The sequence below is a fragment of the Pseudomonas nitroreducens TX1 genome, from assembly GCF_000313755.1.
In the GTDB taxonomy this organism is placed as follows: Bacteria; Pseudomonadota; Gammaproteobacteria; order Pseudomonadales; family Pseudomonadaceae; genus Pseudomonas; species Pseudomonas nitroreducens_A.
On record NZ_AMZB01000115.1, the window covers coordinates 68,227 to 90,426 of the forward strand.

The following is a 22,200-nucleotide window of genomic DNA, read 5'->3' on the forward strand; positions in this document are numbered from 1 at the left end:
CTGATCCTCAATGAGATCAGGCCGTGGCGCGGCCGAGCCTTTGCAGCAGCCGCGCCTTCACCTCGGGCCATTCGCTGTCGATGATGCTGAAGCGCACCGAGTTGCGCTTGCGGCCATCGGGCATGATGCGTTCATGCCGGACGATGCCTTCCTGCACTGCGCCCAGGCGCAGGATGGCGGCGCGGGACTTCTCGTTCAGCTCGTCGGTGGTGAACTGCACGCGCACGCAGTCGAGTGCCTCGAAGGCGTAGGTGAGCAGCAGGAGCTTGGCCTCGGTGTTGATCGGCGTGCGCTGCGCCGATAGCGCAAGCCAGGTGTGGCCGATCTCCAGCTTGCGGTTGGCGCGGTCGACCTTCCAGAAGCGGGTGCTGCCGACGATTTTGCCTGTGCGCCGGTCGAGGATGGCAAAGGGCAGGACAGTGCCGTCCTCCTGGCCCTTTTCGGCCTTGGCGATGTAGCTGTCGACGGTATCCGGGCCGGGCACCACGGTGACCTTGAGGTTCCACAGCTCGCCGTCGGCGGCGGCATCGAGGAGGGCCTGAGCGTGTTCGGCGCGCAGGGGCAGGAGTTCGACGTGCTGGCCGGTCAGGTGCGGGCAGGTGAGGGCGGGCATGCTCTTGGGCTCTGGTGGAGTGCGATCACAGGCTACCGGATGCCGTCGTATTTCTGTAGGAGCGGGCCATGAGCGCGATCGCGCGCATCAGCAGGTGGTGTTTGCCGGAGGGATGGATAGCATCGCTTGGATTTCGCGCACAAGGTCCTCTACTACTGGGATAGTCCTGTGCTGGGCCCAGCCCTCTCCCCCCGCCCTGGCTACGCGCCCCGCTCCGAAGGGAGAAGGAGCTGTCCGTGCCGGCTGATGCCATGGATTCCTCCTGCACCGACCGGTCCCCTCTCCCTTCAGGGAGAGGGTTAGGGAGAGGGAAGTGCAAGGCACTTACTACCTGCGTAGGAGCGGACTTCGTCCGCGATCGGGTCGGACGTGCGCCGGGGTTACCTGTTCTCACGCATGCCTGATCTGCAGGTCCTTGATCACGCACACGGAAGCATCGGTGGCGAGCGTCGTCGCACTGAAGTCGATCTGGTTGTAGACCCCGCCATGGAAATCGAAGATCCGTGCCGCCCAACTGGCATCCAGGGTCATGGGCGCCACGTTGGAGGTGCGTCCGTTGCAGCTGGCCTGGACCGTCAGCGTCAGGTTGGACGTGGCGCGGACCAGAATGTCGAAATCCGCCCCCAGGGGCACGCTGTCCAGCACCGTGCTGTTCACCGGCGTCTCCTGGTTGAAGCTCTGGCGAAAGCCCATGGTCAGCTTGCCTTTCTGCCAGAACACCTTGAGCAATGGGCTGTCATCGTCCTTCACATGCATCTGTGCGATCACCACCTTTTGCGCCGAGTTGACCTGGGTGACGGCCATCCGCTGGCGGTTGACGTGCTCGGTGGCGCTGCTCAGCGCCCAGTAGATGGGCTCCTTCCACTCGCAGCGGGTGCGGTGCACGCTCTTGCTGGCTGCGCCCAGGGTCGGTGCGGTGAGGCGCAGGCTGCCGTCGGGCAAGCGCGTCACCAGTTCGGGGTATTGCTCCAGCGCTTGCGGGCCGGGCAGCTCGATGGCCAGGGTGTCGGTGGGCGTCTTGCCAACGGGCAGGGCGATGTTCAGGTTGTCGATGTTCACGGTCATACCAGGCACTCCTGCTGCGGTGGGGGTGCTGGTTTTGACCGGGCAGGGTTTCACCGCCATCGAAATTTCGGCTGAGCGGTCATGGTCGCCGCACTTGCAGGGAGCATCGTTGCAGGAGCGAGGGGACGCCCAGTCTTGCTCGCGAACAGTTTTCCCCGCACCAGCGCTGCCAGGCGGTTCGCGAGCAAGCTCGCTCCTACAAAGGTGTGGCAGCGCTTGGCGCCTGATCAGAGGCGGACGCGCGCCACCGGGCCGTCCATGGACAGTTGCGTCCCGTAGGGCTCGGAGAGCGCGGCGAAGCGCTGCAGGATCGCCTGTGCATGCTCGCCCTCGGCCAGGCGCGGGCGGCCACGGCGGTGCACCGCTTCGCCCAGGCCCAGGCTCACCGGGTGCAGTTCGATTCCGGTGAGGCGGCGGCCGTCGAACTGGCAGACCGGCACCAGGCTCTCCCAGAAGCGCGCATCGGAGGGGAAGCTGCGGGTGTCGTTCTGGGTGCGCTGCAGGAACACCTTCGACGGCGTCTGGTTGCGGTCCACGCGAAATTGCTCATAGCTGTCCACCGGCAGGCGTTCCACCAGCTCGTTCTGGCCGATGAAGTTGCCCAGGCTGTAGAAGATCGGTTTGCCGTTGTAGATCTCCATGCCGCGCAGCAGGTGCGGGCCGTGGCCGACCACGATGTCGACGCCGGCATCGATCATGCGCCGCGCCACCGGCTGGATGAATTCGGCGGCCACTTCCAGGTTCCATTCCCCGGTCGCATCGTGGCCCAGCTCATGGGCATGGATGCTCAGCACCACCACGTCGGACAGCGTCCGCGCTTCCTCGACCCAGCGCAGGATGTCGTCCATGTCCTTCTTGCGCGGCAGGGTGCGCAGGCGCGAGGACTCGCCCTGGCGGAACAGCAGCGGGGTGAAGGGGCCGAACACCGCCAGCGACGGGTCGGGGATCGGATGGGCGAAGCCCAGGTCGACCGCGCCCTGGTAGAGGCGGTCCAAGCCGAGGCTGGCGATGATGCCGCGCATGGCTTCCATCTGTGCGCCGTCGAGCTGGTGCACGGTGTCGTAGCGCAGCGGATTCAGGCCGGGGCGGCCGGGCATGTCGCGGGTCTGCTCGCTGGCTTCCTGACCCTTGCCGAAGGTGGAGGTGCAGGCCAGCAGCGAGACGGTGCCCGCGGGCTTGGTGCAGTACACCGGGCGGCGGGCTTCCTCGAGGTTGCGGCCGGTGCCGGCGTACAGCAGTTCGCGTTTGTCCAGTTGGGCGTGGGCAGCATGCAGGCCGGAGATGCCGTAGTCGAGGCTGTGGTTGTTGGCCGTGGAGAACAGGTCGAAGCCGCCGTCCACCAGTTCGTCGAGCACCCAGGACGGCGCGCCGAAGTGCGAGCCGCCGCTTTCCAGCACGGCGTCGCCCTGGAAGTCGTTGGGCAGCACTTCCAGGTTGGTGAAGCTGACGTCGGCGCCGCGCAGCAGGTCGAACAGCGGGCGCAGGGTTTCGTCTTCGCGGCTGTTCAGGCGGCGCTGCAGGATGCTGTCGCCGGTCAACGCAATCTTCATGGTCCACCTCATCGTTGGGGAGTCGCTGATGGCGGCGGACTTTAGGGCAATGCGCGGCGGCGGTCGGCTGAATCCTGGGTATTGCAATAGCCGTCGGTTATCACCCACGGGCAGTACCCCGGTGGCGCTTCCATTCTGGCTATGGGCATCACTTTTTTTCAGAAGTCAGCGTTGTGACAGCGCTCTTACCATGCCACCGCCTCCCGGCCCTCGAGCCGCGGAGCAGGGGTGGCACGGCTTGCCGTGACCAGCACGATCCAGGCGGAGAGCAGCATGAGAAAAACAATAACCGGCGCCGCAGGCTTCAGGCCGCACGCGCTGGCGCTGGCGACCAGCATGGCCCTTGGCGGGGCATCTTCGGCTCAGGCAGTGAGCTTCAACGTGGGGGAAATCGAGGGTCGCTTCGACTCGACCCTGTCCATCGGCGCGAGCTGGGCAATGGACAGCCCGGACAAGAAGTTCATCGGCACCCGCAACGGCGGCACGGCGTCCAGCCAGACCTCCGATGACGGCCGACTGAACTTCAAGAAGGGCGAGACCTTCTCCAAGATCTTCAAGGGGCTGCATGACCTGGAGCTGAAATATGGCGACAGCGGCCTGTTCCTGCGTGGCAAGTACTGGTACGACTTCGAACTGAAGGACGAGCACCGCCCCCTCTACGACATCGACGACAGCGGTCGCGATACCGCTGCCCAGTCCTCCGGTGCCGAGCTGCTCGATGCGTTCCTCTACCACAATTACAACATCCGCGACCTGCCGGGCACCGTGCGCCTGGGGCGCCAGGTGGTGAGCTGGGGCGAGAGCACCTTCATCCAGAACGGCATCAACTCGATCAACCCGGCGGACGTTGCCGCGCTGCGCCGCCCCGGTTCCGAGGTGAAGGAAGCGCTGATCCCGGTGAGCATGCTGTATTTCAACCAGGGGCTCACCGATACCCTGTCCATGGAAGCCTTCTACCAGCTGGAGTGGGAGAAGACCGTGCCGGACAACTGCGGCACCTTCTTCGGCAGCGACGTGGCCGCCAAGGGCTGCGACATCAACATGGCGGTGAACGGCAGCGACTTCGACCGCGACATCGACGGCACCGGCATCAAGGGCGGCTACGGCTACGTGCCACGCACCAAGGACCACGACGCCCGCGACGGCGGCCAGTTCGGCGTGGCGCTGCGCTGGATGGTTAACGACACCGAGTTCTCCGCCTACGCGATGAACTACCACAGCCGCACGCCGACCAGTAACTGGGTGGTGGGCAAGGGCGCGCTTGCCGACCCGGTGGGCGGCCTGATCGGGCAGGGCGGTGTGAGCACCGCGCGCTGGTACCTGGACTACCCCGAGGACATCCGCCTCTACGGCCTGGGCTTCAACACCACCTGGGGCAGCACCGCGGTGCAGGGCGAGATCAGCTACCGGCCGAACATGCCCCTGGGCATCAACTCCAGCGACGTTTCCGGCGCCGCTACGCTCGGCTCCGCAGCGACCAGCCCGCTGGTCAACGGCGGCCTGCCGATCTTCTCCAGCGGCTGGGCGGATTCGAGCTACGGCTCGCTGATCCAGGGCTACAAGCGCATGCCCTATACCCAGGCGCAGATGACCTTCACCAACACTTTCGACCAGATTCCGGTGATCGCCGCCGAACGCCTGACCCTGGTCGGCGAGATCGGCTTCGGCCATATCGGCGACCTGGGTTCCACCGATGGCTCGGACCTGCGCTTCGGCCGCAGCAGCGTGTACGGCAACGGCGAGCTGGCCAGCGCTGGCAGCTCGGCGCTGCTGGGGCTGTCGGGCAACGCAATCTGCCAGAAGGTGGTCAACACCGCCAACCCTGGCCAGTGCGACGACAAGGGCTTCTACACCCAGAACTCCTGGGGTTACCGGGTACGCGCGGGGCTGGAATACAACGACCTGATCGGCGGTGTCTCGCTGCGCCCGAACCTGGCCTTCTCCCACGACGTGGAAGGCTACGGCCCGACCTTCAACGAGGGCGACAAGTCGGTCAGCGTCGGCGTCGATGCCGAGTACCTGAGCCGCTACACCGCCAGTATCAGTTACACCGATTACTTCGGCGGCGATTACAACGTCAACACCGACCGCGACTTCCTCGCCGTCAGCCTGGGCGTCAGCTTCTGATGCCTATCCGTCCCAGAGGTACAAGCATGAACAACACGCAATGGTTGCAGGCGGGCTGCCTGACGCTCAGCCTGCTCGCCGGGCAGGTCATGGCCGCGGTCGGTGCCGACCAGGCCGCGCGCCTGGGCAATGAACTCACGCCCATCGGCGCGGAAAAGGCAGGCAACGCCGACGGCAGCATCCCGGCCTGGACCGGTGGCCTGGCGCCGAACGCCGGCAAGGTCGATGCCGGTGGTTTCCTCGCCGATCCGTACGCGGCCGACAAACCGCTGTTCACCATCACCGCGCAGAATGCCAGCCAGTACCAGGACAAGCTGACGCCGGGCCAGCTGGCAATGTTCCAGCGCTTCCCCGAGACGTACCGCATCCCCGTCTACCCGAGCCACCGCAGCGCCAGCTACCCGCAGGCGGTGATCGACGCGGCGAAGAAGAATGCCACCGCCACCTCGCTGGCCGAGGGCGGCAACGGGCTGAACAATTTCAGCATGACCGTGCCGTTCCCGATCCCGCAGAACGGCCTGGAAGTCATCTGGAACCATGTCACCCGCTACCGTGGCAACGCGATGCTGCGCACCACCGCGCAAATGAACCCCCAAGCCAACGGTGCCTACACCATCAGCTACATGAAGGAGCAGTTCGCCTTCCCGTTCGGGCTCAAGGACTACGACCCGGCGAAAATGGACAACATCCTCTACTACTTCCGCCAGGAGATTCTTTCGCCGCCGCGCCGGGCGGGCAGCGTGATGCTCGTGCTGGAGACCATCGACCAGGTCAAGGAACCGCGCATGGCATGGATGTACAACGCCGGCCAGCGCCGCGTGCGCCGCGCCCCGCAGGTGGGCTACGACAGCCCCGGCGCGGAAGGCATGCGTACCTACGACGACTTCGACATGTTCAACGGCGCGCCGGATCGCTACGACTGGAAACTGGTGGGCAAGCAGGAGCTGTACATCCCGTACAACAGCTTCGCGCTCGACTCGCCAACGTTGAAATACGACGACATCGTCAAGCCTGGCCACCTGAATCCGGATCACACCCGCTACGAGCTGCACCGGGTGTGGCACGTAGTGGCGACCCTGAAGCCGGGCCAGCGCCACATCTACAGCAAGCGTGACCTGTACATCGACGAGGACAGCTGGCAGATCGCCGAGGCCGACGCCTACGACGGTCGCGGCAACCTCTGGCGCGTGTCCGAGGGCCATGCACGGCCGTTCTACGACCAGCAGTTCACCTGGCTGACGGCGGAGACGCACTATGACGTGCTGTCCGGCCGCTACACGGTATCCGGCCTGCGCAACGAGGAGAAGAGCAGCTACGACTTCGCCGTGCAGTCGAGCAGCAATGACTTCACCCCCAACGCCTTGCGCGCCACGGGCATCCGCTGACGGCGGGCTCTATTGGCACTCCCCGGCGCTCCTTGTGTTCATTCAGCGGCCTTCGGGCCGCTTTTTTCGCCTTTTACACCTTCTCTCCAGCCATGGCTGCGCGCCCCGCTCCGAAGGGAGTGGGAGCCATTCGGCGTGCTCTGATGCTCCGAGCTGACCAGCCGGCTTTGAAGTCGGCCCAGGCTGAGGACAGCTCCCTCTCCCTTCAGGGAGAGGGTTAGGGAGAGGGCGGGCCAGCGTTCTTCCAGATCATTCGCGAGCTCGCTCCCACAAAATAACGTTCGATGCGACCGGACAGTCCGCTCCCGTTTACCAACCGTTACTCACGCCGGCCCCGATTTTGCTTTATGGTCCGAGCTGTTACCGATCCCCGAGCCGACGACCACTCCATGAAGTTGCATCAACTGCGCGCCATCGTCGCGATCTGCGAGAGCGGAAGCATCCAGGAAGCTTCACGCCTGCTGCACATCTCCCAGCCCGCCCTGTCCAAGAGCATCAAGGAGCTGGAGGCCGAGTTGGGCGTGCCGCTGCTGGTGCGCTCCAACCGTGGCATCACCGCGACCGAATACGGCGAGCGCCTGGTGCGCCGTGCCCGTCTGGTGGTGGAAGAAGTGCGCCGCGCGCGGGACGAGATCGAGACACTGAAGGGCGCCATGGATGGACGAGTGGCCATCGGCGTGTCACCGGTAACGCCCAGCCAGCAATTCGCCGCCAGCCTGCTGCGTTACCGCAAGCGCTACCCCAAGGTGCAGTTGCAGATCAGTGAGCTGCGCCCGGCCAAGTTGCTCGAAGGTCTGCGCGAAGGCCAGCTGGACCTCGTGCTGACCTCGCAGCCGGCCTCGCGCAACGTCGACGGCTTTCACTGGCAGGAGCTCTACGCCCAGCCCACCACACTGGCGGTGCGCAAGGGCCACCCGCTGCGCCACGCGCGCTCGTTGCACGAGTTGCTCGATGAGGAATGGCTGGTGCCCGATTCGCTGGATGTCTCCCTCGCCGGGCAGATGTTCGAGCAGTACCAGGTACGCCACCCCGAGCGCGTCATCGAGTGCGCCTCGGTGGTGCTCTACGCGGAACTGGCAGCCAATACCGATGCGGTGAGCTTCTGGTCGCGGCGAGTGTTCGACCTGCCGATCATCTCCGGAACCCTCGATGCGCTGGACATCGCCGAAACCGTGCCGGGCACCGACATCTCGCTGGTCTGCCGCCCGCCGGAACTGATGACGCGAGAGGCGCAGACCCTGGTGGATGAGCTGGTCTACGCCTTCAAGGGCCCGCACCTGCGCAAGGCCGACTGATCCGGGAGCAGTCCCACATGGCGAGCAGGCGTCGATAACCAGCCTTGATAAGCATGCGCGAAGGTCATTATTCAGCGTATCGCGCGTGGGGCATCCTGCCGGCCACAACAGAACAATGAGCAGGATGCGGCATGAGTCAGCAGCCCCTTTCGCAGCACCCGACAGTCGAAAGACTATTCGCTTCCCAGGAAGCTTTCGCCCGGATTCGCCGGGACCTTCACCAGCATCCCGAGCTGGGCTTCGAGGAAGCTCGCACCGCCTCCATCGTCGCCGGTTACCTGCGCGAGTGGGGTTATGAAGTCCATGAAGGTGTGGGCGGCACCGGTGTGGTCGGCGTCCTGCGCCAGGGCAGCAGCGCGCGCAGCATCGGCATCCGCGCCGACATGGATGCACTGCCCATCGACGAAGCCAGCGGCGTGCCCTACGCCAGCCAGCACGCCGGCCGCATGCACGCCTGCGGGCACGACGGCCACACCGCCATCCTGCTCTGCGCCGCCCGCGACCTGGCTGAGCAGCGCAACTTCGACGGCACGCTCAACCTGATCTTCCAGCCTGCCGAGGAAACCCTGGGCGGCGCCGTGGCGATGATGGACGACGGCTTGTTCGAGCGCTTCCCCTGCGATGCGGTGTACGCGCTGCACAACGCGCCGGGCCTGCCGGTGGGCTGCTTCCTGACTCGCGAAGGCGCGCTGACCGCATCGTCGGACCGCGTATCGATCCGCCTGACCGGGGTCGGCGGCCATGGTGCCATGCCACACCTGACCCGTGACCCGATAGTTGCTGCCGCCGAACTGGTGCTGGCGCTGCAGAGCATCGTCGCGCGCAACGTGCCGTCTACCGAAGTGGGGGTGGTGACCGTGGGCATGCTCAAGGCGGGGGAGGCGGCCAACGTCATTCCCGACCATGCCGACCTGCGCCTGAGCGTGCGTGCTACCAAGCCTGAGGTGCGTGAGCTGCTCAAGCGGCGTATCGGCGAAATCAGCCGTGGCGTCGCCGCTGCGCACGGCATGGAGCTGCAGTACGAATACGAGGAACTGGTGCCGGTGCTGGTCAATACGCCGGAAGAAACCCGCCTCGCACGTCAGGTGCTGAGCGAGCTGGTCGGCCCGCAGCGGCTGCTCTCCGAGATCCCCTCGGGCTTCCTTGGCAGCGAGGATTTCGCCTGGATGCTGGAGCGCCGCCCTGGCTGTTACATCGCCCTGGGCAACGGCAACAGCGGCCCCAGCGGCTGCATGGTCCACAACCCCGGCTACGACTTCAACGACGGCGCCATTCCCTTCGGCGCCGCGCTCTGGGTGCGACTGGTGGAGACTTCGCTGTCGAAAGGAGGGCAGGCATGAAACAGCGCACCGTAGTCCTCATTCTGCTGATGCTGGTGATGGTCATCAGCGTGCTGGACAAGACCATCTTCGCCTTCGCTGGCGCGCAGATCATTGACGAGCTGAAGCTCTCGCCGACCGAGTTCGGCTTCATCGGCAGTGCGTTCTTCTTCCTCTACTCGATCTCCGGCGTGCTGGTGGGCTTCCTCGCCAACCGCTTCCCGACACGCTGGATTCTCGCCGGCATGTCAGTGGTGTGGATGGCCTCGCAACTGCTGGTAGCGCTGTCCAGCGGCTTCGCCGCACTCGTCGCCGGGCGCCTGTTGCTGGGAGCCGGCACCGGACCGGGCACGGCGGTGACGCAACACGCCTGCTTCAAGTGGTTCGGCCCGAAGGAGCGCGTGCTGCCCTCGGCGCTGATCCAGGTATCGATCATGCTCGGCGCGGTGCTCGGCGCGCTGAGCCTGCCGCTGGCGATCCAGCACTTCGGCTGGCGCACGGCGTATTTCCTGCTGGCGGTACTCGGGCTGGGCTGGCTCGTCGTATGGCTGATCCTTGGCCGCGAAGGGCATCAGACCGAGGAGGAGGGGCCAGGTTCGTCGCTGCGCCTGCCATACAGCCGCCTGCTGCTCAACCGCAGTTTCGTCTGGATCACCCTCATGGGCTTCCTCAGCTACCTGCCCACCGCGCTGGTGTACAGCTGGGTGCCGGTCTACCTGCAGAAAGGCCAGGGCATGACGCCCATGCAGTCGGGCTATACCGTGATGGTGGTAACGGTTGGGGTGATCCTCGCCAACCTCCTGCTGTCCACGCTGTCGCAACGGGCAATGAAACGTGGCGCCTCGGTGCAGCGCGCCATGGTGCTGCCGCCGATGGCCTGCGCGGCGGTCGCTGGTGTTGCCTTCTGCGCGCTGACCCTGCTGCACGGCGAGCGCCTGGCGATCCTGGTGCTCTACGCCCTGGGTGCGATCCTGGTAAACGTCCTGCCCACCTTCTGCAACACCCTGGTCGCCTACATCGCCCCGAGTGCGCAACGCGGCTCGATGCTGGCGATCCATATCGGCGGCATGACCAGCGCCGGCATGCTTGCGCCCTGGATTGTCGGCCAACTGGTCGAGTTGCGCGGCGGCGACATCGCCCATGGCTTCGAGACGGCGCTCGGCCTGTTCGGCGTGCTCACCGTGGTCGGCGCCGTACTCGGCTGCCGGATCATTGCCCCCGAGCGAACCCGCCAGGCCCTGCAGGGCGAGTACAGCGAAGCCCCGCTGCCCGGCGCTGTCGGCCACGCCTGATATCCCCCGAAGGGCCCGCACTGCGGGCCCCGCAAAAACCTGATCATCCGGAGTGGTGATGAACCCGTCTGCCTGCTTTTCCCAGAGCTACGCCGAAGCGCGTGGCAAGTTCCTCGCTGCCTGCCTGTCCGCCGGGCTGGCCGTCGAATCCCACCGTCATCCATTGACCGGCCGGGATGGCGAACCGCTCGCCCTGGACGTGGCACGCAGTGGACCGCGCGATGCGCAGAACCTGCTGATCATCAGTAGCGGCTGCCACGGCGTGGAAGGCTTCTGCGGTTCGGCGGTGCAGGTCGCGCTGCTCAGTGACCCCGATTGGCTGGAGCAATGTGCCCAGGCGGATTGCGCGGTGCTCTACCTGCATGCGGCAAATCCCTACGGTTTTTCCTGGTGGCGGCGCTGGACCCATGAGAACGTCGACCTCAACCGCAACTTCATCGATTTCTCCCAGCCGCGCCAGCGCAACCAGGCCTACGGGGCGCTCGACCCGATCCTTGTTCCGCGCCGCTGGCCCTCCCTTGCCAGCCACTTGCGCCTGCTGCGCTACGCCATGCGCCACGGCCGTAAACAGCTGCAGGCGGCGATTGCCAGCGGTCAGGACAGTCATCCCAAGGGCCTGTTCTATATCGGTGATCAACCGACCTGGAGCAACCGGGCGGTGCGCCAGGTGTTGCGCCAGCATGGCCGGAACTGTTCGCGGATCGGCTGGATCGACCTGCATACCGGCCTTGGCCCCAAGGGCCACGGAGAACGCATCTACGTGGGCGCGAACGATGCACAATCGCTGGCGCGCACCCGCCGCTGGTGGGGCGATGAAGTAACGTCGTCGTACAAGGGCGAGTCGGTGTCGGTCCCGCTCAAGGGGCTGATGGTCCTTGCCGCGGCCAGCGAATGCCCGCAGGCGGAGTTGACCGCCATTACGCTGGAGTACGGCACGCTGTCCGGGCTGCGGGTGCTCAAGGCGCTACGCGCGGACCAGTGGCTGGCAAACAACCCAGGGGTATCGAAGCAGAAAGTCCTGCGTATCCGCCGCCAGTTGCGCGACGCCTTCTACGTGGATGAGGACGGCTGGAAACGTCGGGTGCTGGAGCAGGCCGGGGAAGCTGCGCGACAAGCCCTCGCCGGGTTGGGCGAGGCTCAGGCGGCGCCGGCTCGCGCATCCAGGTAGCAGATCGTGTTGCGCGGCTGCCCGATGAGCCGGATCAGCGGCCGGGCAGCATCGGCGTCAGGTGGAGGATGTTCAGCAGGTGCGGAACGCGCAGCGGGTAGCAGGCCTGCAGGCGCACGCGCGCCTCGGAGAGGGTCATCTGGCGGGAAAACGAGCGCAGCACGGTCTTGCCCAGGCAGTGACCGTCCTGAAAATGCACGAGGAATTCATTCATGGCGAAGCGACAACGAGGAAACACGCACGAGATGGCGCACAGGGCGCGAATAATAGCGACTTCGATGCGTTCATCGTTGCCATAAGTCATCCTTTGCAGGAACTGTCCGACGGAACGCTCGTTCCGCCACCGGCCGTACCGACGACCGGCGGCGTCGGAAAAAGCCTATAGCCCGGAAGCATGCTCGTAAGAGTAGTCCAGGCGCAGCACGTTGTAGTCCAGTCGCATGCCGAAGGCGTGCATGAAGAAGGCTTCCAGCTGCAGCTCCAGCGAGCGCGAGGTCAGCGTCGCCAGACGTGCGCCCTGGCGGCGCGTGCGGCGGTTCACTGCGGTGAACTCTTCGTGGACTATGCCCTGGGAGGACGGGTCGGCAATCAGACGATAGCAACTGTCCGGCAGGTCATCGCGCTGGGTAGCGCTAAGGCTGAGCTCGGGGTGGCCGTCAGCGTTGGTGATCAGCTCCACGCTGCAGCGCAGGCCTCTGTCGCGGGCGAAGCGCGAGGCCTCTTCAAAGGCGGGCAGGGCCTTTTGCAGGACCTGGATCTCGAAGGCGAGGAGGAATTGCTCGTCGAATTCGACGTCCTGGGTATTCCGGGGTGCCTGGTTCAACATCGCCGGCATCTCCTGTGTCGATGAAACGAGATAACTTTCGAAAGCGACCGTCGGGATCGCCAAAGCTTCGTCATCGCGACATTGCGGAGACAACGCACACAGTCAACCGGCAATGCCATTTGCCTGAACGAAAGGCCATCACACTGAAGCGCCGTCAGCCTGTCAATGATCATTCCGGCATAACGTGCGTCGATTTAAATAGCCAAGCCTCCGTTTTCTGGCAGCAGGCTTGGCAGGCGGCGAGCGGCAAGCCTGGGGCGGGGTGTAATGAACTCTTTACGCTAAGGGCGTCGGCCTAGGGGTTTCAGATGAGTGGAGCCGGGGTAAGCACGGGACGATGTCGCTGTGGCCGCCGACTTCGATGCGGGTGCCTTGCGGCGCCGCCTTGATGGCTCCGGCCGCGCGCTGAGGGATATCGAGGCTGCCGCCGGTGATGTGATCGGAGTTGCTGCAGGGTGTTCCTGCAATTGCTCGACTGAGCCGTTAGTGCTCATGGCGCAAACAGACAGGGAATGTATGACCGTCACTCCGCACACCAGCCGGAATACCTCCGGCTGGTGTGCAGCTCATGTGGTGGTTACGGCCCAGGTGATGGCACCAGCGTTGATCGCCGTGAACGCCAGGGCGATGAGGAAGACCGTGTCGGCGATGTGCATCATTACCCGGCCGCGCCGCGTGCGGTGAGCACGCAGGCTCCAGTAGGAACAGAACGCGGATGTCAGATAGAACATCAGGTTGACCGCGACCAGATCGTCGATGATCAGGTCCTCCTGACGCAGTGTGATGACTACACGGATGATCCCGATGACCGTCAGACAGACGCCGACCATGGTGGCCGAGACGGAGAAGATGTGGACACAGATGTCATCGTCCAGCGAGGGTGTTTCCGGGTCGATCATGGCAGGGTACCCCTGGATGCGAGGCAAGCGGGCGTTACGCTAGCCATTTCATGTTAGGGCGCACTTAAGACAGCGTGGCACAGCTCATGGTAGAACTGACGCCCCGCTGTCCGTCGATGAATGACCCGCATGATCGAATTCAACAACGTCACCGCCTACCAGCAGCAGACCCGCGTGCTGGATGGTTTTTCCCTGCACATTGGCGAAGGCGAGAAAGTCGCCATCCTCGGCCCCAACGGCGCTGGCAAGAGCACTCTGCTCAAGCTGATCAGCCGTGAACTCTATCCGGTGGACCGGCCCGACAGCTCGTTGAACCTGTTCGGCCTGCAGAACGTCACCCTTTGGGATCTGCGCAGCCGCATCGGCTTCGTGTCACAGGACCTGCAGGAGGACTACACGCCCTTCACCCGGGCGCTGGATGTGGTGATCTCCGGTTTCTTCGGCGCCATCGGCAGCCATGGCCATCTGCAACCCACCCCGGAACAGGTCGCGAAGGCGCGCGAACTGCTCGCTACCGTTGAAATGGACGATTATGCGGATTGCATGTTCCAGCGTTTGTCCACCGGGCAGAAACGCCGCCTGCTACTGGCCCGGGCGCTGATTCACGAGCCCCGCGCGCTGATCCTCGACGAGCCGGCCAACGGCCTAGACATGGGCGCCAGCCTGCAGATGCTCAAGCTGCTGCGGCGGTTCTGCGGCCCTGACCACGCGATGATCATCACTACCCACCATCTCGACGAGATCATTCCTGAGATCGAGCGCGTGGTGCTGATCGCCAACGGCAAGGTGGTGGCGGACGGACCCAAGGCCGAGATTCTCACCAGCGAGCATCTGTCGGCGCTGTACCACGCACCGCTGAAAGTGACCGAGCAGGAAGGTTGGTATCGCTGCTGGCACGCCTGATCCACAGCTCGCAAGCCTGGCCTTCTCCTGCCGCAGCCGTCCCCCTGAACGTGCGCCTACGCGGAGTTCTATCTGGCGATAGCTGCCAGCAGCGCTGGGTTCGCCAGTTCACATGCCGTTCAGCCTCTTGCGCGGTAGCACTGCCCAGGCGACTGCGAGCAGTAGCAATGCGGCGACCAGCAGATAAGGGGCGCGGCTGTCGACCTGATGCAGCAGGGTGCCCAGCAGCGGGCCGCTGATCATGCCCATGCCGTGCACTGCCACCAGGCTGCCGGCCGCGGCGCCTTGCTCGTCGGCTTCCACCGCGTTGGCATTGAGCGCCGAAACGGCGGGGAAGACCCAACCCATGCCGGCGGCAGCAACGAAGCAGGAGGCGTAGAGCATCCACGGAACCATGGCGAAGCACACTGTGGCGAAGCCCAGCGCAGAGACGCTGCCACCTACGACAATCAGGCGCAGCGGTGCCCAGTTCAGCTTGCGTACCAGCATCTGCGCGCAGATCAGCGCCACACCCACCGAGGTCAGCGCGATGCCAGCGACGCGGGCCGCATCGGCCGGGGGTAACCGCAGGCGGTCAAGGGCGAAGAAGCCCACGGTCATTTGCGCCACTGTCACGCAAACCATGGCGATGAAGCCCAGGGTCAGCGAGCGGCGCAGGCGCCTGTCGCTGATCGCCAGCGCTGGCCCCTTGCGTTCGTTCGCGCGTTCGTGATGTGGCAGCCACTTCCACAGCATGCACAGCGCCAGTAGCGGTAGCAGGCAGGTGAGCAGCAGTGGCAGGGCCAACCCAAGCATGGCCAGCAGCCCGGCGAAACTTGGCCCGACCACCATGCCCACGGCACTGGCCGCCCCCAGCCCGGCCATGGCTGCAGCGCGCTTTTCCGCACTCACGTGGTCTGCCACCAGCGCCGCCGAACAGGCCGGCACGGCGGCATAGAAGCCGCCTGCCAGTCCGCGAAGCGCGACTATGCCGATGAAGGCAGGCAGCGGCGGCATCGACGTATTGAGCGCCAGCGCCATGAACGCGCAGAGCAAGGCGTAGGTCACTGCAAAGCCGGCCAGACCGCTGAGCAGCACGCGACGGCGGCCGAGGCGGTCACTGGCGATGCCCCAGACCCGCGCCATCAGCATCCAGGCAATGCCACCGACGGTCACCGTCATTCCCGCCTGCCAGGGAGCCAGGCCCAGGGTGCGAGCCACCGGACCGATCAGCGCGACGAATGACATCACCGCCACCGTGCAGACGAAGGTCTCGAACATCAACGGGCGCAGGTCGAGGATGGGCGCCTGGGGGGGCATCGCAGTCATGCTTTGGCGTGTTCCTTAGGGACGACGGGACATTCTTTCCTTACAAGGACGAACGGCGGCAACAGAACACCAGCAATTCCTTGACTTCGTCTCGACCCTGCTCTGCCCGGCAGCGTAGCGAACGATCCGCGGGTCGCAGGTAAGAACGATGGAGGGGTGATCGAGAGGTGGCGGTCGAGAATCCTTCAAAAAAGCACAGGGCCGCCTGTTGATTGGAAAATGAACAGTGTTGATTTTTCTTGCGGCAACTTGTTTCTCTGAAGTTTGAAATTTGAGTTATTTAAGTCGAATTCTGACTGAAGTGTGTAGGGCGTTTCCTGAATTTAGTCAGACCTATTGGTTGGGGTTGAATTACGAAAAGTACGTGGCAGGCTTGAGCGGTTTTCGCCACGAACGATTGCCTGTATGAATTTCGAAAAACCAGGTACGTCAGAAAACTCATATACAAACATCGGGTTAGATGGATCAGGCAGTTGGCGTAAATAATATTTCCAACTCGTCGCATGCTTTGGGCGCGTTTCAGTGCGTTCGCGGTATGTGCTTGCATTAACAAAGGGATTGTAAGGCAGGTAATCATGGGGTCCGATAGTTTTCAGAATGAAGTTCCAAAAGCTCGCGTCAATATAAAACTGGACCTGCACACGGGTGGGGCCCAGAAGAAAGTCGAGTTGCCGCTGAAACTGCTGATGATGGGCGACTACAGCAATGGGCGCGAGAACCGGCCGTTGTCGGAACGCAGCAAGGTCAACATCAACAAGAACAACTTCAATAGCGTACTGAGCGAATTCCACCCCAGCCTGAAACTGGCGGTACCCAATACGCTGGTGGAAGACGGTGCCGATACCAGTGTCGAGCTCACCTTCCGCAATATGAAGGACTTCGAACCGGAGCAGGTAGCCCGCCAACTTCCGGAGCTGCGTGCGCTGCTGGCCATGCGCAACCTCCTGCGCGATCTCAAGTCGAACCTCCTGGACAACGTCACTTTCCGGCGCGAGCTGGAGCGCATCCTCAAGAACGATGTACTCAGCGATGAATTGCGTGCCGAGCTGGCCGCATTGGCTCCGCACGACGCAGCACACTAAGGAGAGACGACATGTCCGTGGAAACCAATACCGCCCCCGGCGCCGGAAATACCGTACTGACTCGTGAGGGACAGGGCGTCTATGCCGCACTGTTCGACAAGATCAACCTCAACCCGGTTTCGTCGCTGACCGGCATCGAGGTCTACCAGAGCACCGACGCGCTTTCGGATGTCTCCGCCGATGAGCGCGTCACCGCTGCCGTCAGCGTTTTCCTCGATCTGCTCAAACGCTCCTCGCAGAAGGTTGAGCGCCTCGACAAGACGCTGCTGGACGAACCTATCGCCCAACTGGACGAGCAGATCAGCCGCCAGCTGGATGCGATCATGCATCACCCTGATTTCCAACGAGTCGAATCCACCTGGCGCGGCGTGAAGTCGCTGATCGACCAGACCGACTTCCGGCGGAACGTACGCATCGAACTGCTGGACATCAGCAAGGACCACCTGGTGCAGGATTTCGAGGACGCTCCCGAGATCGCCCAGAGTGGCCTGTACACCCAGACCTATACCCAGGAATACGACACGCCGGGCGGCGAGCCCATCGCAGCGGCTATTTCCAATTATGAGTTCGATCGCGGACCGCGGGACATTTCCCTGCTGCGCAATATCTCAAAGGTGGCCGCGGCAGCCCACATGCCCTTCATCGGTGCTGTCGGGCCGGCTTTCTTCGGCAAGGAAACGATGGAGGAGGTGGCCGCGATCAAGGATATCGGTAACTACTTCGACCGTGCCGAATACCTGAAGTGGAAGTCCTTCCGCGACTCCGACGACGCCCGCTACATCGGCCTGACCATGCCGCGGGTGCTGGGTCGCCTGCCGTATGGGCCTGACACCGTGCCGGTACGCAGCTTCAACTACATCGAAAGCGTCAAGGGCCCGGACCACGAGAAGTACCTCTGGACCAATGCCTCCTTCGCCTTCGCCGCCAACATGGTGAAGAGCTTCATCAACAACGGCTGGTGCGTTCAGATCCGCGGTCCGCAGGCGGGCGGGGCGGTCACCGACCTGCCGATCCATTTGTATGACCTGGGCACCGGCAACCAGGTGAAGATCCCGTCGGAAGTGATGATTCCGGAAACCCGCGAATTCGAATTCGCCAATCTGGGCTTCATTCCACTCTCGTACTACAAGAACCGCGATTACGCCTGTTTCTTCTCTGCCAACTCGGCGCAGAAACCCGCGTTGTACGAGACAGCCGATGCGACTGCGAACAGCCGCATCAATGCGCGTCTGCCCTACATCTTCCTGCTTTCGCGCATCGCTCATTACCTCAAGCTGATCCAGCGCGAAAACATCGGAACCACCAAGGATCGCCGTGTCCTGGAGTTGGAACTGAACAACTGGATCCGTGGCCTGGTCACCGAGATGACGGACCCCAGTGACGACCTTCAGGCCTCGCACCCGCTGCGCGATGCCAAGGTGACGGTGGAGGACATCGAGGACAACCCTGGCTTCTTCCGCGTGAAGCTCTATGCCATCCCGCATTTCCAGGTGGAAGGCATGGACGTCAACCTGTCTCTGGTCTCGCAGATGCCCAAGGCGAAAGCCTAAGCATCGTCACGGAAGCCATTCATGAAGATCGACCGCCCCTTATGGGCTGCGGGGGCTTTGCTTTCCCCGCAGCAATTCCAGCAACAGGCACGCTGGGAGGCCTGGACCAACGAATGCGTTGCGAGAATGTCGTGGGTCCACCCCTGGGGGGTTCTGGCTGCGCAGTTCGACCAGGACGCACTACGGCTGGGCAAGCTTAAAGCTGTCCTGCTGCGGGTGCGGCTTCCGGATGGAACCCTGATCGACAGCGACAAAGCCGACCGACTGCCGCCGGCCATGGATCTCGGCCGGCTGGCAGACGAGTCGGTTGCCGTTGCCACCGTGTTACTGGCCTTGCCGCTGGAGCAGGCCAATGGCGGCAATTGCCTGATGAACGAAGGCAAACCGTCTCAGCCCATCCGTTATCGCCAGGACTGGCGGGACGTCCAGGACCTGTACGGGGATGACACCCAGTCCATGGCGGTACTCGAGAACGTCCTGTCGCTGCGTCTGGACAGTGACGAGAACGCCGAATACCTGACTTGTCCGGTAGCTCGTGTCATACGTGACGGGCAGGGAGTCTGGACACTGGATGTCAAGTTCATCCCGCCATTGCTGAGCTTTGATGCGCAGCCGCAACTGGTCGAGCAACTGGACAATCTCATGACTCAGCTGGCCGCCAAGCGCAGCCGTCTGATGGGCATGCGCCGAGAAAGCAATCAACGCATGGCTGACTTTGCCGTCGCCGACGTGTCTCTGTTCTGGCTGCTCAATGCCCTGAACAGTTATCAGCCTGTTCTGGCGGACCTGCTGGCACATCCAGGCCGGCACCCGGAGCTGGTCTACCAGGAGTTGATCAAGCTGGCAGGCGGCCTGCTGACCTTCTCACTCGAGCACGACATCGCTGCCATTCCAGGGTACCGCCATGAGCAGCTGGAAATGGTCTTCCCGCCACTGTTCCGTCTGATTTCCACATTGCTGGAAGCCAGTTTGCCGTCGCGTGTCATCGCCCTGGATCTTGAAAAGCCAAGTTCGCACCGCTGGCAAGTGGCGCTGCATGACGGACGATTGCGCGAGGTCGACGGTGCGGACTTCTACCTGTCTGTGCGCTCCAGCCTGCCGGCCGCGCAAATACAGAGCCAATTCCCCCGGCTGTGCAAGGCAGGGGCCCCGGACGACGTCGATCATCTGATCAACGTGGCGCTCGACGGTGTTCCGCTGCTGCCGCTGAGCCACGTCCCTGCAGCCGTTCCGGTACGCCTGGGCAACCAGTACTTCGCGCTCGACCTGGGCCACGCCAAGGGGCGGGCAATGTTGTCCTCGGGGTTCTGCGCGTTCTATGTCCCGGGCACGCTCGGGGATGTTCAACTTGACCTGTTCGCGGTGCTGCGCTCATGACGAAGATGCTCGGCAAGGCCAGCGGCGTCGATATCGACGCGCTGCTCCAGGATACCTACCTGCTGGTGGTGGAGTTGCAGCAGGGCGCCATGACGCTGGACGGCGATGCACTCTGGAAGCATTGCACAACGCAGATCGAAGACTGCCGCAACGGCCTCATCGAGGCCGGAATGAGCCAGCGCGGGATCAACCAGATCTGCTATGCGCAATGCGCGTTGCTTGACGAGATGGTGATGCGCAGGGCCAGCCGTCCATCGTATGACGTCTGGTCCGCCAGACCCCTGCAGGCGCATTTCTTCAATCGTCACCAGGCCGGCGAACAGCTCTACGAGGACATGCGCGAAGCCCTGGCCGAACCTGCGCCGGATCTGCGGGTGCTGACCTGCTACCAGCGCGTGTTGATGCTGGGATTCCTGGGGCGCTACCCGCAGCAGGATGACCCCGAGCGCGAGCGCCTGCTGAGTGCACTTAACGAACAGGTGAAGCCTTTTGGGGCGGCTGCAAAGGCTCCGCTGCTAATCCGCGCGAGCGGCGGCGGATGGCGTCGCTGGCTCGGCGAGCCCTGGCTGCACATCGCGGCGGCTGCGGTGCTGTTGGTGGGCTTGTGGTTGGTATTGCAGCGCCTGCTGGTCGATACCGTCGCCACCCTGCTACCCGGCCAGGTGTAAGCATGCCCGTGCAGTTCAAATGGACGCGTGCCTTGTGGCTATGGGCCGGGGTGCTGGGGCTGGTGCTCACTCTGGCGATCCTGCCGTTATCGCCCTTGCAGCGGAGCCTTGCGGCATCGTTCGTCATCCTGTCGGCTGGGCTTGGCTGGTTCTTCGCAGGGCGTCTCGCTTCACGCCAGCGGCAGACGGTGGTGCTGGCCAAGGATTCCGTGTTGCCTGCCGCTGAATTTCGCCAGCCCGTCGTCGTTGTCTGCGGAGATGGATTGCCGGCCTTGTTCGGCGACGCGCCGGCCAGTCAACTTGTCGTGCGGGTATCGGATCAGGGCTGCTACCTGCGTGCCGCAGGGCAGGATCGTCTGCCTGTAGTCATCGACTACCTGCTGGCGAACAGACCGCATTGGGCTGGACAGATCAGCGCCTTCTACATCGTCAATCCCGCTGAACAACTGGATCAATCCTTGTTGGCGGGACGCATCCAATCATTCCGCCATCAGGTTTCCCGTGTTCGCCATGCTGGGGTGCCGCTGCCGATTCTGCTGGGAAGCTACCTGCCCGCGGCGCGAAACCAGAGCTCCTGGTTCTCCAGCGAGTCGGACCATGAAGAGCTGGCGGTTCTCGAGGGCACCAGGAGCGCTTCGCTGGATCACTGGCAACAGAGCGCCGCAGATACGCCTTCGCGTGCTCTGCGTATGCGCTTGTGCGTAGAAGCCGAAAGCCTGGCCAGCTGGCTGGCGAGCGCGGTGTTGCCGCACTTGTCGTCAAGAGATATCCGGGCTGTCGCTTGTCCTCCTGTCGCCTGCGCGCTTGCATTGGTTCCCGGTGCGTCGGCGGCTCCTACCGGCAATCTCTGGTCAACCTGGCTGCATGAGCGGACCTCACTGGACGCGAATTCGCTGGCTGATCCCGGCGGCAATGCCACGCTGCCATTCCCTGATCCATTCCTGGCATTGTTGCCTCGACATCCAGGCCTTGCACCAAGGCGGCGGGCCATGCTGTGGGCGCTGTGGTTGTTCGTGCTCGCTGGTGTCGTTGCGCTGTGCAGTTCCGCTTGGCAGAACGTGCTGTTACTGCGCCAGGTGAGCGATGACCTGCGCCGCTACCAGGCAATCCCCGCGCCTGCCACGCCGAGCCAGCCTGAACACGGTCTGCGGGAACAGGCGGTCGCCGTTCTTCGCAAGGATGCCGCCAGGCTGGATCGCTTCTATCGCGAAGGCGAACCGCTGTCTATCGGGCTCGGTTTGTATACCGCCGAACGGATTCGTCCTCCGTTGCTGGCTGCAATCGCGGCCTATCGGCCACCGCTTGCCATCGTCCAGCCTGCCACGAAGATCCCCGATCCCGTCCGGCTTGACAGCCTCTCGCTGTTCACCAGCGGCAGCGCCGAGCTCAAACCGGGCTCGACCAAGGTACTGATCAACGCGCTTGTGGGAATCAAGGCGCAACCGGGCTGGCTGATCGTCATCGCCGGGCACACCGATTCCACCGGCGACGACGCCCGCAACCTGGCGCTGTCGCGCAACCGCGCCAGCGCCGTCCGCGATTGGATGCAGAAGATGGGCGACCTGCCTGACAGCTGTTTCGCGGTGCAAGGCCATGGCGCCTCGCAACCCATCGCCAGCAATGACACACCGGCGGGCCGAGCGGCCAACCGCCGGGTCGATATCCGTCTGGTGCCGGAAACGGGAGCTTGTGTGGTCCCGGCGCAGGCACCGGAAGGACAACCCCAGTCGCCCCATTACCAGGCGACGCTCTCCTCCCAATAGAAGGAACTTC

At 63.9% G+C, this 22,200-nt stretch carries 19 protein-coding genes; 12 read left to right on the top strand and 7 right to left on the bottom strand.

Features of this window, described 5'->3' with window-relative positions; genetic code table 11:
- Positions 1-16: 16 nt before the first annotated feature.
- The 3 genes from C167_RS0115690 to C167_RS0115700 form a co-directional block, all read right to left on the bottom strand.
- Positions 17-613 (bottom strand): GNAT family N-acetyltransferase, encoded by a 597-nt coding sequence (locus C167_RS0115690; protein WP_017519231.1) that lies wholly within the window; start codon positions 611-613, stop codon positions 17-19.
- 390 nt (positions 614-1,003) lie between these two features.
- Positions 1,004-1,678 carry a polysaccharide lyase family 7 protein gene (locus C167_RS0115695; RefSeq protein WP_017519232.1) on the bottom strand — a complete coding sequence of 225 codons (675 nt, stop codon included), beginning with the start codon at positions 1,676-1,678 and terminating at the stop codon, positions 1,004-1,006.
- Positions 1,679-1,905: 227 nt separating this feature from the next.
- Positions 1,906-3,228, bottom strand: coding sequence for a CapA family protein (locus C167_RS0115700; protein WP_017519233.1), 1,323 nt, complete (start codon positions 3,226-3,228; stop codon positions 1,906-1,908).
- A 273-nt stretch (positions 3,229-3,501) separates the two neighbouring features.
- On the opposite strand from C167_RS0115700, the gene C167_RS0115705 reads away from it, so the two are divergent.
- The 6 genes from C167_RS0115705 to C167_RS0115730 all read left to right on the top strand — a co-directional run bounded on the left by C167_RS0115705 (position 3,502) and on the right by C167_RS0115730 (position 11,814).
- Positions 3,502-5,355, top strand: a complete 1,854-nt coding sequence (locus C167_RS0115705) for a DUF1302 domain-containing protein (protein ID WP_051167975.1) — start codon at positions 3,502-3,504, stop codon at positions 5,353-5,355.
- Positions 5,356-5,381: 26 nt separating this feature from the next.
- Positions 5,382-6,740, top strand: coding sequence for a DUF1329 domain-containing protein (locus C167_RS0115710; protein ID WP_017519236.1), 1,359 nt, complete (start codon positions 5,382-5,384; stop codon positions 6,738-6,740).
- Positions 6,741-7,129: 389 nt separating this feature from the next.
- Positions 7,130-8,035 (top strand): LysR family transcriptional regulator, encoded by a 906-nt coding sequence (locus tag C167_RS0115715; protein ID WP_017519237.1) that lies wholly within the window; start codon positions 7,130-7,132, stop codon positions 8,033-8,035.
- Positions 8,036-8,166: 131 nt separating this feature from the next.
- Positions 8,167-9,375 carry a M20 aminoacylase family protein gene (locus tag C167_RS0115720; RefSeq protein WP_017519238.1) on the top strand — a complete coding sequence of 403 codons (1,209 nt, stop codon included), beginning with the start codon at positions 8,167-8,169 and terminating at the stop codon, positions 9,373-9,375.
- Entirely contained in the window at positions 9,372-10,646 is a 1,275-nt protein-coding gene (locus C167_RS32630; protein ID WP_017519239.1) for an MFS transporter, read from the top strand. Before C167_RS0115720 ends, C167_RS32630 begins: the two co-directional genes overlap by 4 nt.
- Before the next feature lie 58 nt (positions 10,647-10,704).
- Complete coding sequence (locus tag C167_RS0115730) at positions 10,705-11,814, top strand: M14 family metallopeptidase (RefSeq protein ID WP_017519240.1); 1,110 nt, start codon at positions 10,705-10,707, stop codon at positions 11,812-11,814.
- Between the two features lie 34 nt (positions 11,815-11,848).
- Here C167_RS0115730 and C167_RS0115735 read toward each other — a convergent pair whose 3' ends face one another.
- From C167_RS0115735 to C167_RS0115745, 3 genes are all read right to left on the bottom strand, one after another.
- The gene (locus C167_RS0115735) at positions 11,849-12,028 is read right to left on the bottom strand and encodes a hypothetical protein (protein WP_024762799.1); all 180 of its coding nucleotides are present in this window, start codon (positions 12,026-12,028) and stop codon (positions 11,849-11,851) included.
- Positions 12,029-12,193: 165 nt separating this feature from the next.
- Positions 12,194-12,640, bottom strand: coding sequence for a hypothetical protein (locus tag C167_RS0115740; RefSeq protein ID WP_017519242.1), 447 nt, complete (start codon positions 12,638-12,640; stop codon positions 12,194-12,196).
- 566 nt (positions 12,641-13,206) lie between these two features.
- Positions 13,207-13,539 carry a hypothetical protein gene (locus C167_RS0115745; protein WP_017519243.1) on the bottom strand — a complete coding sequence of 111 codons (333 nt, stop codon included), beginning with the start codon at positions 13,537-13,539 and terminating at the stop codon, positions 13,207-13,209.
- 129 nt (positions 13,540-13,668) lie between these two features.
- Here C167_RS0115745 and C167_RS0115750 point away from each other — a divergent pair, with 129 nt between their 5' ends.
- Complete coding sequence (locus C167_RS0115750) at positions 13,669-14,442, top strand: ABC transporter ATP-binding protein (protein ID WP_017519244.1); 774 nt, start codon at positions 13,669-13,671, stop codon at positions 14,440-14,442.
- A 108-nt stretch (positions 14,443-14,550) separates the two neighbouring features.
- On the opposite strand, the gene C167_RS0115755 is transcribed toward C167_RS0115750, so the two are convergent.
- Positions 14,551-15,750, bottom strand: a complete 1,200-nt coding sequence (locus C167_RS0115755; protein WP_017519245.1) for an MFS transporter — start codon at positions 15,748-15,750, stop codon at positions 14,551-14,553.
- A gap of 575 nt (positions 15,751-16,325) precedes the next feature.
- Between C167_RS0115755 and tssB the strand changes: the two genes are divergently transcribed.
- The 5 genes from tssB to C167_RS0115780 are packed head-to-tail and all read left to right on the top strand — an operon-like array spanning position 16,326 to position 22,190.
- Complete coding sequence (tssB, locus tag C167_RS0115760) at positions 16,326-16,832, top strand: type VI secretion system contractile sheath small subunit (RefSeq protein WP_026079091.1); 507 nt, start codon at positions 16,326-16,328, stop codon at positions 16,830-16,832.
- A gap of 11 nt (positions 16,833-16,843) precedes the next feature.
- A complete protein-coding gene (gene tssC / locus C167_RS0115765; protein WP_017519247.1) occupies positions 16,844-18,382 on the top strand; it encodes a type VI secretion system contractile sheath large subunit in 1,539 nt (512 codons plus the stop codon).
- Positions 18,383-18,403: 21 nt separating this feature from the next.
- The gene (gene tssK, locus C167_RS0115770; RefSeq protein ID WP_026079092.1) at positions 18,404-19,759 is read left to right on the top strand and encodes a type VI secretion system baseplate subunit TssK; all 1,356 of its coding nucleotides are present in this window, start codon (positions 18,404-18,406) and stop codon (positions 19,757-19,759) included.
- Positions 19,756-20,427: a type VI secretion system protein TssL, short form gene (gene tssL, locus C167_RS0115775; protein ID WP_017519249.1), complete on the top strand. Its 672-nt coding sequence runs from the start codon at positions 19,756-19,758 to the stop codon at positions 20,425-20,427. Before tssK ends, tssL begins: the two co-directional genes overlap by 4 nt.
- 2 nt (positions 20,428-20,429) lie before the next feature.
- On the top strand, positions 20,430-22,190 hold the full coding sequence (locus C167_RS0115780; RefSeq protein ID WP_026079093.1) for an OmpA family protein: 1,761 nt from the start codon (positions 20,430-20,432) through the stop codon (positions 22,188-22,190).
- Positions 22,191-22,200: the final 10 nt, after the last annotated feature.

Bases quoted from the DNA above. Each gene is read 5' to 3' on its own strand.
- C167_RS0115690 (WP_017519231.1), bottom strand. From the start codon at position 613: ATGCCCGCCCTCACCTGCCCGCACCTGACCGGCCAGCACGTCGAACTC.
- C167_RS0115695 (WP_017519232.1), bottom strand. From the start codon at position 1,678: ATGACCGTGAACATCGACAACCTGAACATCGCCCTGCCCGTTGGCAAG.
- C167_RS0115700 (WP_017519233.1), bottom strand. From the start codon at position 3,228: ATGAAGATTGCGTTGACCGGCGACAGCATCCTGCAGCGCCGCCTGAAC.
- C167_RS0115705 (WP_051167975.1), top strand. From the start codon at position 3,502: ATGAGAAAAACAATAACCGGCGCCGCAGGCTTCAGGCCGCACGCGCTG.
- C167_RS0115710 (WP_017519236.1), top strand. From the start codon at position 5,382: ATGAACAACACGCAATGGTTGCAGGCGGGCTGCCTGACGCTCAGCCTG.
- C167_RS0115715 (WP_017519237.1), top strand. From the start codon at position 7,130: ATGAAGTTGCATCAACTGCGCGCCATCGTCGCGATCTGCGAGAGCGGA.
- C167_RS0115720 (WP_017519238.1), top strand. From the start codon at position 8,167: ATGAGTCAGCAGCCCCTTTCGCAGCACCCGACAGTCGAAAGACTATTC.
- C167_RS32630 (WP_017519239.1), top strand. From the start codon at position 9,372: ATGAAACAGCGCACCGTAGTCCTCATTCTGCTGATGCTGGTGATGGTC.
- C167_RS0115730 (WP_017519240.1), top strand. From the start codon at position 10,705: ATGAACCCGTCTGCCTGCTTTTCCCAGAGCTACGCCGAAGCGCGTGGC.
- C167_RS0115735 (WP_024762799.1), bottom strand. From the start codon at position 12,028: ATGAATGAATTCCTCGTGCATTTTCAGGACGGTCACTGCCTGGGCAAG.
- C167_RS0115740 (WP_017519242.1), bottom strand. From the start codon at position 12,640: ATGTTGAACCAGGCACCCCGGAATACCCAGGACGTCGAATTCGACGAG.
- C167_RS0115745 (WP_017519243.1), bottom strand. From the start codon at position 13,539: ATGATCGACCCGGAAACACCCTCGCTGGACGATGACATCTGTGTCCAC.
- C167_RS0115750 (WP_017519244.1), top strand. From the start codon at position 13,669: ATGATCGAATTCAACAACGTCACCGCCTACCAGCAGCAGACCCGCGTG.
- C167_RS0115755 (WP_017519245.1), bottom strand. From the start codon at position 15,750: ATGACTGCGATGCCCCCCCAGGCGCCCATCCTCGACCTGCGCCCGTTG.
- tssB (WP_026079091.1), top strand. From the start codon at position 16,326: ATGGGGTCCGATAGTTTTCAGAATGAAGTTCCAAAAGCTCGCGTCAAT.
- tssC (WP_017519247.1), top strand. From the start codon at position 16,844: ATGTCCGTGGAAACCAATACCGCCCCCGGCGCCGGAAATACCGTACTG.
- tssK (WP_026079092.1), top strand. From the start codon at position 18,404: ATGAAGATCGACCGCCCCTTATGGGCTGCGGGGGCTTTGCTTTCCCCG.
- tssL (WP_017519249.1), top strand. From the start codon at position 19,756: ATGACGAAGATGCTCGGCAAGGCCAGCGGCGTCGATATCGACGCGCTG.
- C167_RS0115780 (WP_026079093.1), top strand. From the start codon at position 20,430: ATGCCCGTGCAGTTCAAATGGACGCGTGCCTTGTGGCTATGGGCCGGG.